Origin of the sequence: Clostridium transplantifaecale (genome assembly GCF_900626075.1) — a bacterium.
Lineage (GTDB): Bacteria > Bacillota > Clostridia > Lachnospirales > Lachnospiraceae > Otoolea > Otoolea transplantifaecalis.
Window position 1 is genome coordinate 781989 of record NZ_UYZY01000002.1, and the last position, 16120, is coordinate 798108.

Here is a 16120-nt window from a genome sequence, read left to right on the forward strand (position 1 = left end):
ATACCTCCATTCTATTGCAGGCCCCGGCAGAACCGGAGCCCGTTTTTGTATCTCAAATTATTCTGCAGCAGTTCCCGGCCGGAGCCAACGCCAGCCGGGTATGAGATACAAACTCTAATAACCAGTCTTAAAAAACGATGGATCTAATTGATAAATGTCAGTATGTAATATCAAATACTGATTGGCTAAATGCAGATATAACCGGGTTACATTATAATCGCAATGTCCCAACAGGAGCCGGAGCTGCTCCAGGTTGCCTCCTCCCATGATATAGCTTGTTGCAAAAGTATGCCGAAGCAAGTGAGGATGGATCCGCTCAATATCTGTATTGCGCTTGATTCGAAGAAATAGCGCTCGTATTACATCCTGGGTGATACCTTTGTTTTCGGTCGTTTTACGAAACAGGGTTCCGGAAGGCTTGAATGCCTTTACATAGTCCTGAAGCATATCAAGTAGCGGCGGAGCCATCGGGACGACTCTTGATTTATCATACTTTGACCGGTTGATTGTAATTGCCTGGGAATTAAATATCAGGTCGCCAGGAGTCAGGGCAATCACTTCGCAGCAGCGAAGACCAGCATCCAACATTAAATGTAATATACATAGATTGCGGAGATCATTATTTGTTGTGCGGTCAAACATAGCATCAATCGCGGCAACCTCTTTTGCCAGTAATGGAACAATCATATCATCATCCTTACGGGGAAGTTTCACATCTTCCGTTAACCGTTTTGCAACGTAGCCACTTTTGTATAACCAGTTTAAAAACGTCCGTACAGCACGAGAATAAGTGCATACAGTATTAGACTTAATACAGCCGTTTACATTCATAAAACTACGTAAAGGATGGCTGGAATACTTTTCTTTTGCGCGCAGATAAATAACATACTCTGCATAAATCGTTTCAGGTAAATCACTGACGGGAAGTTCAGGAGTGCATCGGGTTCCATAATACTGCAAAAAGTAGCCTATATTTTTCCGGTAATATGATAGCGTCCGAGGTGCCCAATAAGAACTGCCGTACTTTAAAAACTCACTTAACGCGTCATAAATAGTCACCTGAAACACCTCCGTCTTGTAAATCATTTAGGAATGTGCTATCATCATAGAAAGCACCAGAGGACTTATCAAAGAGAACAAAATCATGCGTGAGATTTTCTTCAACGAGTCCCGTGAGTTCATTCGGGTTGAATTCACGGGATTTTTTATTTTTATATCTCAGTGCATTCATTAAATCATTGTCATTCATCTTTAAAAGTGCGTCCATAGCATCTTGCATCACTCCATCATTGTTAATTCCTTTCGTATAAATTCCAAACACAATCGCTTTATTCAGTAAGCTGCGTTTCATTACATCTTTATTCAGTTGTCGATTATACATTCGTATGAGGCGGAGCTGCTCCGGAAGCTGCCGCATATCAACCAGCTTTGTATTCCGCAATGCAGCCCAGAAGCCACAGTAATCGCGGCGGCTCTTGTTACTGTCACCGGATGACTGCACCATGCGAAAAATATCATGGGTCAAATATTTAATAATCAAAGGCCGGTTGTCAAGGTAATCATAAACCCGCTTTGCAGCCCCCTTAAGCCGGTTATCCGCAACTGGTAGCAGACAGTAGGACTTTGTCCCCTTTCTCATAGTCTGATACTCCACATTGGTGACCAGATGGATCTTAGGCGTGAGGAAGTCAGCAAACGCAATCATAGCATCCGTGACATTACGGGACTTGTCATATTGCTGGATGTATGCCCGGCAACTCCGTTTAAAGTCTTCACGCTCACCAAATTCTATGTAATATTCCAGACGGGCAATTGTCATGTACTTCCAGCTCCGCTGTACGTAAGCCTTTTCGTAACAGTACAGATCGTATCGGTTAATCAGTCCGTTAAATAGCCAGAGCTTAAAAAAGAATGCCTTATAGCCTTGCTCAACTACCTCTTTACTTTTCAGATAAATCCGGACAAAGCACTTTCCGCCACGGTTCCCCAGAGAAACGTAATCAATTTCATAATCTTCACTGCCGACCTTCGCCGTATGGTAATTTGCACCCCGGTATCGGTCGACGCGCATTTTATAAAAGTTGTCGATAGAAAAAAACTTTTCCGGGTTCGCGAGGTAATTACTGTGCCAACAATAATCAATCCGGTTCTCCTGGACAAACGCGATGTCAAAACCGAACTGATCCACAATGGCCTGGACGTATCGCAGAGATTCTTCAAAGGCGGCATGGATACCATACATCCAGAGCATGTAACTACGCAATTGCACGATAATCTCACAAGTGACCGATTCACAACCAGCAGCCGAGGGCGGAACCTTTGACGCAATGAAGACATGAAAATATTCTGGGCATTCCAGACAAACGTTATAATATTTGCCATAGGATAAATTAAGCAGATTCATATTCTCACCGATAGGATTCAGGTAAAAAGGAATAGAATCGCTATACCCCATTTTGTCACGTAGCTGTTCCGTCACCTTGCGGAACTGAAGCACCGCAGTATCTTCAGATTTTACGGTGAAATCATTTAACAACTTCACACTATAGTAAAACGTATCGATATTATGTAAAAATTTGTCACGCTTAAAATCAAACCAAAACGAACAATCATTAGGAGCGAATTCGTTCGTAATTAAAGCATTCATTAAATATTTATCAGTAGCCACAATATCCCCCTTGTATCTCAAAATTGATGTTTTGCAAAAACCGGGCAAAAGGCCATTTGCCCAGAAAAAATTTCTATCGTTTTAGCCTGTATTTGCAAGCAAAAAGCACTGTATCTCAGTGTATTTTGAGACCACCTATTAGAAGAAGGTGGAGGACGGTTCGGACGGCCTCAGCGGACCGGTTTCGCACCGCTCAACCGGCTCCGCTTTCGGCTTCGTCCGACCGTCCGAACAACAATTCAATTGCTGCCTGCCGCTTATCCTGTTCTTCAGTTGCTTTTGCTGTCATCCGGTCAACCTGGCGCAGCGTATCATACAATGCATAAAGATCATCGCCCGCTACATATGTCCGGATAAATTCAGCACGTTTGCGCTTGCCGGAGAATTTGTCTTCATAGTCGGACTTTGAAAAATAATAATTCATAAAATGACGGTCAAGCCCAAGCGTGTTCTTACAGATAACCGTATAATTTGCAATATCACGCACCTTCTTCGGGATTCGGTCATAAATCTGGCTGCTGCACAAAAACTGCATACCATATTTCCGGTTAAAACTCAGCAGGGCTAACAGCTCCGGAGGAAAGCTCTTCCAATCACTGGCGTCAAAGGTTGTATGTATTTCATCCAAGGCGATAACGGAATGCATATGATGATCATTTGCATACCGGCTGGCTGTAATCATATCCGTCCAGTGATCAATGGACATATTTTCATGGGTATAGCAAAAATTTGTTGCAATGTAAACATGGTCAGCCCCCAGTTCCTTACGCACCCGTTCCATATGTGCCACCATAGATAAGGTTTTCCCTTCCCCTGGGAGTGCAACAAACTGATAAATACCCCAAAATTTCCGGGGCTTTGCACGGAGAAAATCAACGATCACCCATCGGATCGTGCTTAATATTTTCGGCTTGATTTTCAAACCGACCAGGAAACGTATCTGTTTCCGGAGCCGAAGTTTAAAACATAGGTCACGCCGGTTCTTCCGGTACCAGTTCTTTAAATGACGCTGATAACGTTTGCTGGATTTCACTTCCCGCTTAAGATAAGCCGCTTTCCGTTCAAGAATAGGGGCGGAGACAGGCTCTCTTTTCTTCTTAGAACTTTTCTTTTTAAACAATTTAACCCTCCTTTTGTATCTCAAAACAGTTTGGCTGCAGCGTGCATCCGCATCCGGCCATGTCACTCTTGAGATACATTTGTATCTCACGGTTCTTCGGAGACCGCTCTGGCCGGGAACGGCAGCGTAAGTTTTTGAGATACATTTATGGAATAATATCCGCAATCCGGCGAATTACCCAGTTAACTAAAAACACAACAAATTTTCCAATCTTCAAGCCATATACAAGAGACAGGATTGTAAACATCGTAGGGAGGGGGACTAGAAAATTAATCTGGGCGATGAAAGATATCATTGTTTCAAAGGCATCGGCAACACTGGAAAGATTACCGGAGCCTATGCTGATATCGGGAAAATGGTTCACGATCAGATCGCGGAAAAAACTTAAGACATTGCAAATAATTTCAGTCACATTTCCACCCCCTAACCAACATGGAACTTAACATCGAATTGATCAATCACCCATTTACCAAAAGCAACCCACATCATGGCAGCTAAAATGGTACGGCACCAGGAGAAAAGTTCTGCAAACTGCGTTAAATCCATTATCACCATTTCATCATCATGAATAGCGAACTTTAATGCATCCGGTGTTTTCATTCGGATAATTGGGGGAGTGTCAGAAAAAGAATAATTCGTTTTATCAAAGATATCGATAATCTGATTGAGGGCAGAAAGTTTTGCCTTTAAGGCGTCTGTCATGTCAGAAAATGAATTATTAATCTGGACGGTATCAATTGCAAAAAAAGCAGATATTTCAGCACCGATGGCCTTCGGAACTGCAAGGACAGAATCATTAATTCCGGCCAGCGTCCCGGGAATCGTCTGCAACCAGTCCCCCAGCTTTGCAAGCTCTTTGCCAATGTCATCAGGGATCGTGCTTATCCGTTCCCCAATATCCGCCAGAGCTGCCGGAATACCGTCAATTCTGGTGCCAAGGCCAGCAAGCGCAGAATCAAAAGCAGATACAAGATTTTTGGGGAGGGCGATTACACCATTGTAGATTTTAGACAACCAATCGATAATACCCGATAAGCTGATATCACCACCGCTTTCACCGCTACCTTCAGACTCGGTCGGGGCCTCAGTAGGAACTACAACCTCACCTGATGCAGTAAGCGTTTTACCGACATATTCCTCCTGACTGGATGCCGCATTTTGGTTATCAATTGTCGTTGCTATATCCGCCGTTCCATCCCATGCAACAGCACCAGCGCCAACATACGATACGTCAACAGAGGGAGCAGAAGTGTATGCAAAATTAAATGGAAATGAAAAAGAAGCAGCATTAAAATTATACGGAAAAGCAAGATTAGGAATGTCACCATCGTAACCTAATGCATCTCTAAAAGCATCTAACGAAGCGGGGTAAGGAAAAGAACTATCCTGAGCCCAAAACCGAATTGCACATATCCCATTATCCTGAGCACTAGAAAAAGTAGCAGTGTTAGTAGTACCATTATAAGCATCATATCTATTAATCACTGTCCCTGGCATCGCATAAAAATAACATTTAGATGAAGAACCCCAGTCTGAAACCCATACTTTAGCTGATGACCAAAAATGGTATCTACCATCTCGAGAATAACCATCCAGCTTTAACGCTGGCTGCGCATTAAACCATTGAACGGCAGAAAGATATTTTATAGTTATAAGTGCAGTACCGTCCAACGCACTTATGTTAAGTTCTGAGACAGCAAACGCCTGAGCCGCCTGCACAAACTCCTCCGGTAAATCAGACAGACTATCAATCTTATCATCCGCTTTATGGGTATCCACCCAGTCCGCAGCCGATACCATTTTTTCTTTTGTAATAACAACCTCTTTATCCCTGGTATCATCTTTCGCCTTATAACCGAAACGCAACTGTTCTTTCAAGTAATCTGGATTTTCCGCTGCTTCTGCTAAAATTTCCACACGCCGTTTTTCCGTGAAATCAGTAAACGATACAGCCGCGGCAGCTGCATTCGCATACTTAGAAAACTTACAACCGAAGCTAAATAACACATCAGCGACAAGGGACAGGAACCCCTCACCAAATTCCAAAGCGACCGATGCGGCATAAACTTCCATCGGCCGCACATAAAGGGATGTAATCATGGTCGAGGAAAAAATAAAGACAGCACAACACAATGACAAAAATTTTCTAAAGGATCGTTTCGTTCCCATCTTACTCCTTTCCTTGTATCTCAAAATCTTCGCTGCAGCCTGGCATCACCCCGAAAAATGAGATACAAGATCTAATGTTTGATTATCTACTATTTTCCAGACTAAAAATCGCCCAACGAAGCGCCGCAGCCGCTTCTATGTCATTCTCTTTTTCTGCCCGTTCTAACAACTCATATAATCGTTCAAGCTTTTGCTTATCCATATATTTCCTTTCCCGGCCTACGCCGATAAATATTCTGTATCTCATTTTTTCTGCAGAACCAGGCTAACTCGAGACATTTTGAGATACACACCTGTTTTTGGGTACAAAAAAGGAAGGGCTTAACCCTTCCCCTTTGCAAGCAGTGTCAGGCCGCCTGGCTCAGCATACCTTTGATTTTCTTCATCGCATACTTTGCGGCGGTTGTCATCGCGATGATTCCGCACCCGGTCACGACGGCGATCGCCATTACCTGGCTTGCTGTGACTGCTAAGCTGCCGAATGCATCCGTTATCGCAGTCCATACATCACCTTCCAATGCGGAACTGGCTCCGGAAGACGGCTCCGATGCAAATGCAGTGAGGGATGGGACTGCCGTCATCAGGGCGATAGAACTTGAAATCTTAAACTCGGTTGCGTGCTGTCTCATGGTGTCCACTAAGCTGTCAAAACGTTTTGTCATACAAAAACCTCCTTAAATGTAGTTGAATATATTATGATTAATCAGCCGCATGATAAAATGCATCACGCCAAAGATGGCAAATATGATTAGTATTGCGTTTTGCGTACCAAGCAAGCCGTTAGTCACCTCCAATTGATGGACAATTAAAGCAGCGTCTGCATCCGTTAAAGTATAAGAGGAGATTTCATCCGCTTCATCGTCAAAGTTACTGTTAAAAAATGCTTCTCGTTCTGCCGCCTGGTAAGATTCTTCTTCCAGCGCAGACGTAATTCCGTATGAAGAGTAATGCTGGGGGGGTATCAGACAATTTTCTTGCCTCCATTTCCGGCAGCTATCAGCCAGCTTTCTGTTTCTCAGCTCCGGCCACAGGGGCGGCGCCTACCTGGGGAACCGGCTGCATGACAATTTCCGAGATGAATTCCAGGTCACAGATTTTAAGCACTGGTTTACCATCAGAGCCGATGTTCATCGAAAATTCGGCATCGTACAGGCCAGGGGCTTTAACAATCTTGTTCATCAGATTGTAATCACAGGAACTCTTTGCTGGCCGTGTACCTTTGGTACCATTCGTATTATCTTCAGCGGATAAATTTACGTTAAAATAATAGTTACAAGTGACACCCTGATTAATAGCCCCGGTCTTCTCGTCAACAATGGCGTACTGGCCAGCGTAAAGCAAAATAATTTGCTGTTTCATAATAACCTCTCTTTCTTACTCGCACCGACATAAGAGCCAATGCACATAATGTTATGGTATATCAACCCTACAAGGAGGATTGCGATTAAATTGGCTCCCCTGAACTGCTATAATGTAATCAGCACAAAAACATATAGAGAGGAGGGGAGCCGTGAACAAGATATGGAATATCCTGCTCTGCTTTGCTGAGATCACACTCGAAGTTGTGCTCTACATAGGCGCTTGTTACTGCATAATAGTTTTTACTGGCACCGACATAAGAGCCGATGCACCTAATGTTATGATAGATTAACCCCACAAGGAGGATTGCGATTGAATTGGCTCCCCTGAACTGCTATAATAAAGCTGACAACAAAAATTAATGAGAGGAGGGGAGCCGTGAACAAGATATGGAATATCCTGTTCGGGCTGGTTGAGATTGCACTGGGAGGTGCGATCTGCATAGCCGCTTGTTACTGCATGATGATTACTGTTTTATACATCATCGGTAATCGGTTTATGTAATCAGCCTTGCTTTTGGTTTGCCTGACGTTAGCTCGAACTTTTTCCGCTATTATACGGATTCTGTCCAGGAGCTGTCGACACACCAGAAAAAGCAGAACTGCAGCAACCATAAGGTATTTCATGTTCAGGCAAAGGCCTGAATTTTTTTGCCTAAATTTATGCCCGGTACGGATTTACACCATTTGGGCATTGGCTGCTTTCCAGGACATACAGGGGGAGCCGTACGGGATATACCTACCTGGAAAGCAGCTGCAGGCCAGAGTAACATGGGGGATTCTCCTCCACCCCCCTGACCAGGAGCCAGCCCCTGAACCCGGATAGCACCCCAGCCCCAGGAACCGACTCACTGGAAAAAAAAATTGCTTTATTGAACGACTCTCCCGATACTACTATAATGAAATCACCACAAAATCAAATATAGAGGAGGGAGAGCCATGGACAAGATATGGGATATCCTGTTCAGGTTGGTTGAGATTGCACGGGGAGATGCGATCTGCATAGCCGCTTGTTACTGCATGATGATTACTGTTTTATACATCATCGGTAATCGGTTTATGTAATCAGCCTTGCTTTTGATTTGTCTGACGTTGGCCGAACTTTTTCCGCTATTATACGGATTCTGTCCAGGAGCTGTCGACACACCAGAAAAAGCAGAACTGCAGCAACCATAAGGTATTTCATGTTCAGGCAAAGGCCTGAATTTTTTGCCTAAATTTATGCCCGGTACGGATTAATACCATTTGAGCATTGGCAGCTTTCCAGGATATACAAGGGGAGCCGTACGGGATATACCCACCCGGAAAGCAGCCGCAGGCCAGAGTAACATGGGGGATTCTCCCCCAAACCCCTGACCAGGAGCCAGCCCCTGGACCCGGATAGTCCCCCAGCCCCTCAAGGGGAGCCGCGCTCGCCGCCGAGGCAAAAGGGGCAAGTCTCTGTCTTGCCCCTTGCAGGGGCAGCTTATGGGGATCGGGTAAGTCAAGGGACTTTCGCGGCATATGCTCGCTACGCTGCGCTATTCCACGGTTCCCTTGACTTACGCCGGGGGGATCTCAATGGCCAAGGTGCATCCTGGCCGAAAGAAGGAGATAAAAGCCAAAGCACCCTGGCGGCGAGCGCGGCTCCCTCTCTCGCAGCTGGATGCCCATATCCAGCCCCAGGAACCGGCTCACTGGAAAAAAGAAATTGCTTCATTGAACGGCTCTCCCGATTCTGCTATAATAAAGTTGGAAACAAATCAAATAGAGAGGAGGGAGAGCCATGGACAAGATATGGAATATCTTGTTTTGGCTAATTGAACTGGTATTAAGCGTATCAGGTATATTAGCCATTTGTTACTGCATGACGCCGCTTTTACTACGCGCCATCGGTATATAGTTATCAGAGATACTTTCGGCGTGATTCTGACATCGGCCGGGATAGAATCCGCTCTTATACGGGTTTCACCCAAAAGGCTGTCAGCACACCAGAAAATACTTCTGGAATAACATCGCAAGTCATTTCATATCTGCAAATGTAATATAATAAACACAGGGAAACCAATACGGAAACGAAAAGTAATTTACGGATACCAAGGTAGGATTCATAATCCAGCATGTTCCGCAAAATCTTCAACATAAAATACACTGAGGGGATAAATCCCAGAATATACCAAGCCAAAAACATAGCCGCCCCCCTAATCTGATTCTGCAGGATGCAAGAATTCTTTGCACTCACCAGAAAGTTCATAAAGCATTCGATGCACATTTACAGCATTACGATGGATACTGTTTAATTTTGCGAAAGACTGCTGTAGTGTTACATACTTCGCGTAAAGTCCATCATAGTCCTTTTGGAGCACGCCCAGGCGTATACGGCGTTTCTGCTCGCTGTCTCTGGCATCCAGAATCACGTTCTCAAATTTCTCATTAAATCCTTCCCCGCGATAGTTGTCAATGTACTTGTATAAGTCTTCCGTCAGGCGGATGGACTTAGATACTTTTTTCGGTGCATTACACATAAGCATGCACCCGGCTCAGAGCCTCATGAAACGCACCGGATTGATTTAAATCGCCATAGGAGAATCCGGAATATTCATAAATCTCTTTTGTCAATGAAATGTCTGAAGAGCGGTACCAGACAGATTTTTTAATTTCACCGGTGTAATCAACAGCCGGATAACAGCGTCCTTCGCGGATGAAATTTAACTGACATGTAACAATGCCATCCACATGGGTAGGACGTAATTCCATGGTGCAGTCACAGTTCTGGGAACCTACGTAAGATAAATAGATTACATCTGTTCCGATGTATTCATACTGCCATTCGCTAAACTTCCCAACACCCCACGAATACTTGATAATCTGCTTTACATTTGCTTTCGTCAAAAATCCTTTTGTCATATTTCCCTCCTATCTGTGACCGGTATAAGAGCCAATCACACACCGTTTTACATTACGACATTTTCGATTTACAATAGACTTAGAGATATGGTAAAATGTTATATTAATAACTGAGTCTACTTGTCTACCTATTATTAATTATAGTGCAATTTTGCGTACTTGTCAATGGGATAAGTGCAATTTTGCATACTTTATTTGAGGGGAAATATGGATATAAATAAACGAATGTTCGAACAGATGGAGCAGAAAAACATAAAAATGTCAGATTTAGCAAAGCATTTAAACATAAATAAGACTGTTGTAAGCTCTTGGAAAAACAGAGGGACGAATCCACCAGCAGAATATATAGTGCAAATTTGCGAACTTTTAAATATGTCCATAGAATTCTTGATTACAGGTAAAGAATACCAGGGATGGAGCCGAGAAGAACAAAATCTTATAGATGCTTACCGCAAAGCGACACCGGCCATGCAAGAAGCAGCACGGAAAATTTTAGATGTTGGAGAGCCGGAAGAGGAAAGATCATCAGGCTTCAGGACTGGTTAAAAAAAATGGTAGATATTGGTAGAATATACCAATTAATGGATATGTATCTCAAGAAAAAAGCTGCAGCCTGGCATCCGGATGTCTTTTGAGATACAAAGAAATTTAGAATAGACGTAATCGACAAATAGAAGTATAATGAAATTGCTGTCGGCACTCCCAGCAGAAGGGAGGTGTACAAAATGCAAAATCTAATTGCTTTCCTAATTTCGATTGCGGCAAGTGTAGCTGGCTACTACATATGCAAATGGTTAGATCGAAAATAAGCACGACAGTTAACCAAAAAAGAACCCCCGAGACTGGCCTCTCGGGGGTTCGCTTTGTACAAAATGCATCTAATAGCTTTCCCAGCTAAGATCATATTATACCACAACATAAAAAATGTCAAGAAAAATGTATCTCAAAACCAGCTCTCCAGGACACCCATCCACGCCGCAGCTGAACTATTTTGAGATACAAAATATATAGTCTACTTGTCCGAAGACAAAACGACTCTTAATCTATTTGTCCAGGGTTCGAGTCCCTGAAGGCGCACTGAAGAGTGCTGGTTTTGCAGACAGAGAGCTGCGGGGTCGGCGCTTTTTTTGTACGGAGGAGAGAATGAATCGATTCAAAAGCTTTTTCTTTTGGGGAGCTTACCAAGTGCTGCTTCTAACATTTACCATAAAGGCAAACTTTCCCAGCCCAGAGGAACAAATTATAGGAACCATCATCGGTATGATAATACCAAACCTGATTGACGGAATACTATATACCTTTGCATATAAGGCCACCGGGATAATAACAACGGACTACGAGAGCAAAGAACAGCGAAGTGCTATTCATTGGAAAATACCTGTATTGCGCTTGATTCGAAGAAATAGCGCTCGTATTACAACCTAGGTGATACCTTTGTTTTCAGTCGTTTTACGAAACAGGATTCCGGAAGGCTTGAATGCCTTTACATAGTCCTGAAGCATATAAAGTAGCGGCGGAGCCATCGGGACAACTCTTGATTTATCGTACTTTGAACGGTTGATTGTAATTGCCTGGGAATTAAATATCAAGTCGCCAGGAGTCAGGGCAATCACTTCGCAGCAGCGAAGACCAGCATCCAACATCAAATGTAATATACATAGATTGCGGAGATCATTATTTGTTGTGCGGTCAAACTTAGCATCAATTGCGGAAACCTCTTTGGCCAATAACGGAACAATCATATCATCATCCTTATGGGGAAGTTTCACATCTTCCGTTAACCGTTTTGCAACGTAGCCACTTTTGTATAACCAGTTTAAAAACGTCCGTACAGCACGGGAATAAGTGCACACAGTATTAGACTTAATACAACCGTTTACATTCATAGAGCTGCGTAAAGGATGGCCGGAATACTTTTCCTTTGCACGCAGATAAATAACATACTCTGCATAAATCGTTTCTGATAAATCACAGACGGGAAGTCCTGGAGTGCATCGGGTACTATAATACTGCAAAAAGTATCCTATGTTCTTACGATAATATGATAGCGTCCGAGGTGCCCAATAAGAACTGCCGTACTTTAAAAACTCACTTAACGCGTCATAAATAGTCACCTAAAACCACGACAAACGCATGAGTAAATAAAATGTGAACAAATCCCCCTTTTCTGATATGATTAAAAAAGAAGGATTTGCCAATGAACGAACTGCTGGATTGGATGGAGTGTATTGAGAATATACGCCAGGAAAGAAAAGTACGCCATAAATTAAAGGACATTCTTGTCACTGTCTTATTCGCCACACTGGCAAACGTGGATGACTGGGTGGAGATGGAGTATTTTGCCCACTATCATCAGGATTACCTGAAAAAGTAAGTGGAATTGAAAAACGGGGTTCCGTCTCATGACACCCTCTGCCGTGTCTTTGGGATGATATCCCTGGATGTACTGCAGCAACTTTATCAGAAGTGGCAGGAGCTGCTGAATCGGAATGAGGGGGAAGCACTCAGAAAAATCATCTGTATTGATGGAAAAACCATGCGTTCCAATAAAAGAAAAGAGGGTAAGCCCAGCCATATCGTATCGGCCTGGAGCCGTGAAGACGGGTTCTGCCTGGGACAGAAAGCGGTAGACGAAAAGAGTAATGAAATCACCGCGATACCACAGGTGTTGGAGAAGATCCAGATAAAAGGCCAGGTGGTAACAATCGACGCGATGGGGACGCAAACTTCAATCGCAGAAAAGATAAGGAACAAGCGTGCAGATTATGTACTTGCATTAAAACGGAACCAGGGAAATCTGTATGAAGATGTGAGCCTGTATTTGAAAGATGAGGAAGAAAAAGGGAAGATACGGGCCGCGGGGAATTATAAACGGACGATAGAGAAAGCGCGAAGCCAGATCGAGATCCGTGAATACTATCAAACGGAGACCATAGGTTGGCTGGGGCAGAAGAAAGAGTGGAAAGGACTGAAAAGTATCGGAATGGAAGAAAAAACGATACGGACAGAAGGGGGAGAGGAAAAGAAAGAGTACCGCTATTATATAAGCAGCCTAAAAACAGAAATCGAACTGTTCAGCCGAGCGGTGCGTGGACACTGGAGTATAGAAAGTATGCATTGGCAATTGGATGTAACCTTTCACGAAGACGCGAATACGACGTTGGATAAACAGGCGGCCCAGAATCTAAATATCATACGGAAGTGGAGCCTGAGCATCCTGAAAATAATCGAGATATTCCGCCCTAATCTATCAATGAAAAAGAAACGCTTTGTGATCAGCATGAATCCAGAACAATTTCGTAACCAGCAGGAAAGATCATCAACCTCCAGGACTGGTTAAAAAAATGGTAGATATTCGTAGTATATACCAATTACTGGATATGTATCTCAAGAAAAAAGCTGCAGCCTGGCATCCGGATGTCTTTTGAGATACAAAGAAATTTAGAATAGACGTAATCGACCAATAGAAGTATAATGAAATTGCTGTCGGCACTCCCAGCAGAAGGGAGGTGTGAACATGCAGAATTTAATAACCTTCTTAGTTTCGATCGCGGCAAGTGTAGCTAGCTACTACATATGCAAATGGCTAGACCGAAATAAGCACGACAGTTAGCCAAAAAACCAAAAAAAGAAGCCCCTCAGACTGCCATCTGGGGGGCTTCACTTGTGTCAACATGCATTTAATAACCTTCTAGCTAAGATCATATTATACCACAACATAAAAAATGTCAAGAAAAATGTATCTCAAAACCAGCTCTCCAGGACACCCATCCACGCCGCAGCCTATATATTTTGAGATACAAAATGTATAGGCTATTTGCCCGAAGACAAAACGACTCTTAATCTATTTCTCCAGGGTTCGAGTCCCTGAAGGCGCACTGAAGAGTGCTGGTTTTGCAGACAGAGAGCTGCGGGGTCGGCGCTTTTTTTTGTACAATAAAAAAGGCTCCGGCAGAACCAGAGCCGGACAAAAAAATCATATTCTCACAACCAGACGAAAATGGTATAATGAACCGAAAAGGCGATAAAACACTCGGCTCCGGATGGGGAAAGCGCCTTTGTTACAGGGACAATAGTTTGGGAAGGAGGCCCCCATGAATGTTATATCAGGTGAAAGCGAAAGCAGGGAATTGCAAAAGTCTTCAAAGACGGATACCGATGTTTTAACCGGGACGATTTTAATTGATAAAGATTACCGTATCATTTACTATAATGACTACGCGAAAGAAATCCTTTCTGCCGAGGATGATGCAATTTCGCATCAATCGGTAAAACACTTTCTTGGCAAGTCATTTTTTCTGCCGGAGGAACCGGACGGAGAAAAGACGTTCCACTATCAGATACAGGGCCGGCAGGTATTTGTCACCGTGTCCAGGTGGGCCTGCGGGGAAGAAAAAGACGGGCCGACCTATCTGATTCTGCTGCTTTTGGGAGCAAAACCGTCTCAGAACGAGATGGAGGAGTACGCCAAAAAGCATGTGCTCCAGGATTTACAGGAGATCATAGAGGCATCCTTTGACGGAATTCTGGTGACGGACGCCGAGGGGAATGTGGAGATCGTGAACCAGGGATATGTACATAATACGGGCATCACGCGGGAGGAACTTTTGGGGCGGAATATCCTGCATCTGGTCAATCCTGTATGGATGAAACAGTCGGTGGTAGGGATGGTGCAGGAGAAGAAAGAAACCGTCTCTCTCCAGCATATGACCAGAAACGGGAAATCGATTATCGTGACGGGTACGCCGATTTTTGACGGGCAGAATAATATCAGGAAAATTGTTGTAAATTCCAGGGATATATCGGAGATTTATGCTCTCAGTGAGAAACTGGAATCAGCCAAGAAGATGGAAGAGATCTACATGCAGAGGCTGAAACAGCAGGAGGAAAGAGGTGAAACAGCCGACGATGTGGTCATCGTCAACCAGGAGATGCAGGACGTATTCCGCCTGGCTAAAAAACTGGGGAATTTCAACACTAACGTTCTGCTTACCGGGGAGTCCGGTGTGGGTAAGGACGAGGTGGCAAAATTCATTCATAAAAATGGTCTGCGCTCCACAAAACCTTATGTAGCGGTTAACTGCGGGGCAGTCCCGGAAAATCTGCTGGAATCGGAGCTGTTCGGTTATGAAAGCGGAGCCTTTACAGGCGCCCTCAAATGCGGGAAAAAAGGTCTTTTCGAGCTGGCGGACGGCGGCGTGCTGTTTCTCGACGAGGTTGCGGAGATACCGCTGAGTCTGCAGGTTAAACTGCTGCGGGTGCTGGAGAACCGGGAAATCATGCGCCTTGGGGGGACGAAGCTGCTCCCCCTGAACGTGAGAATCATCGCCGCAACGAACCGGGACCTTCCGGCGATGATTAAGAACGGAAGCTTCCGCGAGGATCTCTATTACCGTCTCAATGTGGTAAATATCCGGATCCCTCCCCTCCGTGAGCGGAAGGATGAGATTCCGCTTTTCTGCCTGAAATTCGTCCACCATTATAACAGGCAGTATGGGGAAAATAAGAAACTGACCTATCCGGTCATTGATGAATTCCAGAAGTATTCCTGGCCGGGCAACATAAGGGAGTTAAAAAATGTGATAGAGAACATGTTTGTACTTTCGGACGGCGAGTATCTGCAGGTCAAGGATATCCCGTGGAACTGCCGGAGGCAGAAGGTGAAAAACAGCTATGAAGGCGTATCGCTGGAGGAGGTGGTAGGGGAGGTGGAGCGGGAGCTTTTAAAAGAGGCAAAAGAAAAATTTCACACTACCCGCCAGATTGCCGATTATTTAAAGGTGAACCAGTCCACAGTAGTCCGTAAACTGAAGAAATACCAGTTATAATGCCTCTTTGCCTGAAAACTCCATCAGCAGTACAGAGGTATCGGTTAACAGGGCAGAGACACCGTAGTTATTGTTCGCGCGTGCCCAGTAA

General features: G+C 44.1%; 19 protein-coding genes. 9 read left to right on the top strand and 10 right to left on the bottom strand.

Annotated elements, in window-relative coordinates; translation table 11 throughout:
- Window positions 1–114: 114 nt before the first annotated feature.
- From EJL91_RS09255 to EJL91_RS09285, 7 genes are all read right to left on the bottom strand, one after another.
- On the bottom strand, window positions 115–1059 hold the full coding sequence (locus EJL91_RS09255) for a tyrosine-type recombinase/integrase (protein WP_164516790.1): 945 nt from the start codon (window positions 1057–1059) through the stop codon (window positions 115–117).
- Window positions 1046–2668, bottom strand: a complete 1623-nt coding sequence (locus EJL91_RS09260) for a hypothetical protein (RefSeq protein ID WP_125141648.1) — start codon at window positions 2666–2668, stop codon at window positions 1046–1048. The genes EJL91_RS09255 and EJL91_RS09260 overlap by 14 nt, the downstream gene beginning before the upstream one ends.
- Window positions 2669–2861: 193 nt before the next feature.
- Window positions 2862–3788, bottom strand: coding sequence for a zonular occludens toxin domain-containing protein (locus tag EJL91_RS09265; protein ID WP_125141649.1), 927 nt, complete (start codon window positions 3786–3788; stop codon window positions 2862–2864).
- A gap of 145 nt (window positions 3789–3933) precedes the next feature.
- Window positions 3934–4200 carry a hypothetical protein gene (locus EJL91_RS09270; RefSeq protein WP_125141650.1) on the bottom strand — a complete coding sequence of 89 codons (267 nt, stop codon included), beginning with the start codon at window positions 4198–4200 and terminating at the stop codon, window positions 3934–3936.
- Window positions 4201–4211: 11 nt separating this feature from the next.
- Window positions 4212–5957, bottom strand: a complete 1746-nt coding sequence (locus tag EJL91_RS09275) for a hypothetical protein (RefSeq protein ID WP_125141651.1) — start codon at window positions 5955–5957, stop codon at window positions 4212–4214.
- Window positions 5958–6304: 347 nt separating this feature from the next.
- The gene (locus EJL91_RS09280; protein WP_125141652.1) at window positions 6305–6619 is read right to left on the bottom strand and encodes a hypothetical protein; all 315 of its coding nucleotides are present in this window, start codon (window positions 6617–6619) and stop codon (window positions 6305–6307) included.
- Window positions 6620–6953: 334 nt separating this feature from the next.
- Window positions 6954–7316: a hypothetical protein gene (locus EJL91_RS09285; RefSeq protein WP_125141653.1), complete on the bottom strand. Its 363-nt coding sequence runs from the start codon at window positions 7314–7316 to the stop codon at window positions 6954–6956.
- 151 nt (window positions 7317–7467) lie between these two features.
- Here EJL91_RS09285 and EJL91_RS24540 point away from each other — a divergent pair, with 151 nt between their 5' ends.
- The 4 genes from EJL91_RS24540 (at window position 7468) to EJL91_RS09290 (ending at window position 9118) form a co-directional block, all read left to right on the top strand.
- The gene (locus EJL91_RS24540) at window positions 7468–7608 is read left to right on the top strand and encodes a hypothetical protein (protein WP_164516791.1); all 141 of its coding nucleotides are present in this window, start codon (window positions 7468–7470) and stop codon (window positions 7606–7608) included.
- 86 nt (window positions 7609–7694) lie between these two features.
- Window positions 7695–7820 (top strand): hypothetical protein, encoded by a 126-nt coding sequence (locus tag EJL91_RS25110; protein WP_279230035.1) that lies wholly within the window; start codon window positions 7695–7697, stop codon window positions 7818–7820.
- A 434-nt stretch (window positions 7821–8254) separates the two neighbouring features.
- Window positions 8255–8380 carry a hypothetical protein gene (locus EJL91_RS25115; protein ID WP_279230036.1) on the top strand — a complete coding sequence of 42 codons (126 nt, stop codon included), beginning with the start codon at window positions 8255–8257 and terminating at the stop codon, window positions 8378–8380.
- A 495-nt stretch (window positions 8381–8875) separates the two neighbouring features.
- A complete protein-coding gene (locus EJL91_RS09290) occupies window positions 8876–9118 on the top strand; it encodes a hypothetical protein (RefSeq protein WP_125141654.1) in 243 nt (80 codons plus the stop codon).
- Window positions 9119–9495: 377 nt separating this feature from the next.
- On the opposite strand, the gene EJL91_RS09295 is transcribed toward EJL91_RS09290, so the two are convergent.
- Entirely contained in the window at window positions 9496–9819 is a 324-nt protein-coding gene (locus EJL91_RS09295) for a hypothetical protein (RefSeq protein ID WP_125141655.1), read from the bottom strand.
- Window positions 9812–10201 (bottom strand): hypothetical protein, encoded by a 390-nt coding sequence (locus EJL91_RS09300; protein ID WP_125141656.1) that lies wholly within the window; start codon window positions 10199–10201, stop codon window positions 9812–9814. Before EJL91_RS09300 ends, EJL91_RS09295 begins: the two co-directional genes overlap by 8 nt.
- 207 nt (window positions 10202–10408) lie before the next feature.
- Here EJL91_RS09300 and EJL91_RS09305 point away from each other — a divergent pair, with 207 nt between their 5' ends.
- Together EJL91_RS09305 and EJL91_RS09310 are read left to right on the top strand one after the other, a co-directional pair.
- The gene (locus EJL91_RS09305) at window positions 10409–10747 is read left to right on the top strand and encodes a helix-turn-helix domain-containing protein (RefSeq protein WP_125141657.1); all 339 of its coding nucleotides are present in this window, start codon (window positions 10409–10411) and stop codon (window positions 10745–10747) included.
- A 597-nt stretch (window positions 10748–11344) separates the two neighbouring features.
- A complete protein-coding gene (locus tag EJL91_RS09310) occupies window positions 11345–11626 on the top strand; it encodes a hypothetical protein (RefSeq protein ID WP_125141658.1) in 282 nt (93 codons plus the stop codon).
- On the opposite strand, the gene EJL91_RS09315 is transcribed toward EJL91_RS09310, so the two are convergent.
- On the bottom strand, window positions 11623–12216 hold the full coding sequence (locus EJL91_RS09315) for a tyrosine-type recombinase/integrase (protein WP_125141659.1): 594 nt from the start codon (window positions 12214–12216) through the stop codon (window positions 11623–11625). The two genes, EJL91_RS09310 and EJL91_RS09315, sit on opposite strands and share 4 nt — an antisense overlap.
- A gap of 182 nt (window positions 12217–12398) precedes the next feature.
- Between EJL91_RS09315 and EJL91_RS24890 the strand changes: the two genes are divergently transcribed.
- From EJL91_RS24890 to EJL91_RS09325, 3 genes are all read left to right on the top strand, one after another.
- Window positions 12399–12575, top strand: a complete 177-nt coding sequence (locus EJL91_RS24890; RefSeq protein ID WP_243125292.1) for a transposase family protein — start codon at window positions 12399–12401, stop codon at window positions 12573–12575.
- Entirely contained in the window at window positions 12576–13541 is a 966-nt protein-coding gene (locus EJL91_RS09320) for an ISAs1 family transposase (protein WP_243125293.1), read from the top strand. It begins immediately after the preceding gene.
- A gap of 754 nt (window positions 13542–14295) precedes the next feature.
- Window positions 14296–16029: a sigma-54 interaction domain-containing protein gene (locus tag EJL91_RS09325; protein ID WP_125141660.1), complete on the top strand. Its 1734-nt coding sequence runs from the start codon at window positions 14296–14298 to the stop codon at window positions 16027–16029.
- The last annotated feature ends 91 nt before the right edge of the window (window positions 16030–16120 follow it).

What these genes read in the sequence shown, in the direction of transcription:
- EJL91_RS09290 (WP_125141654.1), top strand. Translation starts at nt 8,876, where the DNA reads ATGGCCAAGGTGCATCCTGGCCGAAAGAAGGAGATAAAAGCCAAAGCA.
- EJL91_RS24890 (WP_243125292.1), top strand. Translation starts at nt 12,399, where the DNA reads ATGAACGAACTGCTGGATTGGATGGAGTGTATTGAGAATATACGCCAG.
- EJL91_RS09300 (WP_125141656.1), bottom strand. Translation starts at nt 10,201, where the DNA reads ATGACAAAAGGATTTTTGACGAAAGCAAATGTAAAGCAGATTATCAAG.
- EJL91_RS09295 (WP_125141655.1), bottom strand. Translation starts at nt 9,819, where the DNA reads ATGTGTAATGCACCGAAAAAAGTATCTAAGTCCATCCGCCTGACGGAA.
- EJL91_RS09305 (WP_125141657.1), top strand. Translation starts at nt 10,409, where the DNA reads ATGGATATAAATAAACGAATGTTCGAACAGATGGAGCAGAAAAACATA.
- EJL91_RS09325 (WP_125141660.1), top strand. Translation starts at nt 14,296, where the DNA reads ATGAATGTTATATCAGGTGAAAGCGAAAGCAGGGAATTGCAAAAGTCT.
- EJL91_RS09275 (WP_125141651.1), bottom strand. Translation starts at nt 5,957, where the DNA reads ATGGGAACGAAACGATCCTTTAGAAAATTTTTGTCATTGTGTTGTGCT.
- EJL91_RS25115 (WP_279230036.1), top strand. Translation starts at nt 8,255, where the DNA reads ATGGACAAGATATGGGATATCCTGTTCAGGTTGGTTGAGATTGCACGG.
- EJL91_RS09310 (WP_125141658.1), top strand. Translation starts at nt 11,345, where the DNA reads ATGAATCGATTCAAAAGCTTTTTCTTTTGGGGAGCTTACCAAGTGCTG.
- EJL91_RS09280 (WP_125141652.1), bottom strand. Translation starts at nt 6,619, where the DNA reads ATGACAAAACGTTTTGACAGCTTAGTGGACACCATGAGACAGCACGCA.
- EJL91_RS09285 (WP_125141653.1), bottom strand. Translation starts at nt 7,316, where the DNA reads ATGAAACAGCAAATTATTTTGCTTTACGCTGGCCAGTACGCCATTGTT.